Below are 303 nucleotides of genomic sequence, written 5' to 3' on the forward strand. Positions count from 1 at the left end.
GGGTCGGACCGCTGATCCGCCCGCTCCCGGCTGTCGCCCTCCTCGACGACCCGGGACCGGTCGTCGTCGCGCTCGTGGCCGACCCTGCTCGGCCCGTTGAACGTGGCCGCGACCAGCGCGCAGAGCAGCAGCACGAGCGCGCCGAGCGCGACTGCTCCGTGCGTGGACGGGCGGGGGGTGTCCGGCCCCATGACGGCACGTTAGTCCCCCGCGCGTGCCTCGGCATCCGACCGTGGTCGGGGGGGCGCCCGGGACCTGACACAGGTTCGAGACAAGCAACGGTGGTCCGGGACCGTGAGGGGC

The 303-nt window shown here is 74.9% G+C and carries 1 protein-coding gene; it reads right to left on the reverse strand.

The window, feature by feature from the left end; translation table 11 throughout:
• Positions 1-191 (reverse strand): hypothetical protein (locus tag F0U47_RS20495; protein ID WP_149752335.1); only part of this gene is annotated, 191 nt, incomplete at its 3' end.
• Positions 192-303 lie beyond the last annotated feature (112 nt).

The organism is Nocardioides antri, from assembly GCF_008373765.1.
Taxonomy (GTDB): Bacteria; Actinomycetota; Actinomycetes; order Propionibacteriales; family Nocardioidaceae; genus Nocardioides; species Nocardioides antri.